This window comes from Streptomyces achromogenes subsp. achromogenes, from assembly GCF_000720835.1.
GTDB classification, from domain to species: Bacteria; Actinomycetota; Actinomycetes; order Streptomycetales; family Streptomycetaceae; genus Streptomyces; species Streptomyces achromogenes.
On sequence record NZ_JODT01000151.1, the window covers coordinates 1 to 220 of the forward strand.

Genomic DNA, 220 nt, shown 5'->3' on the forward strand with positions numbered 1-220 from the left:
GCCCGTGGCATCGTCCCGCCGCATCCTCTTCAGCGAGCCGTCCAGCTCCAGCGACACGCTCTGCGCCGTCGGAGCCCACACCGACAACGTCGGCCGGCCGCCGTGGAACACCGGGCCCAGGTGCGCCTTGGTGGCACCGGGATAGAGGTCGTCCAGCACACCGGCGATCTGCACCCCGGTCGCGGCCAGCACGGCACCGTTCGCCGCCCGCTGGGAGACG

The 220-nt window shown here is 73.2% G+C and carries 1 protein-coding gene; it reads right to left on the reverse strand.

Annotation, left to right across the window (positions count from 1 at the left end; translation table 11 throughout):
* A partial coding sequence (locus IH25_RS38350; RefSeq protein ID WP_037656588.1) for a hypothetical protein occupies positions 1–220 on the reverse strand: 220 nt, incomplete at both ends.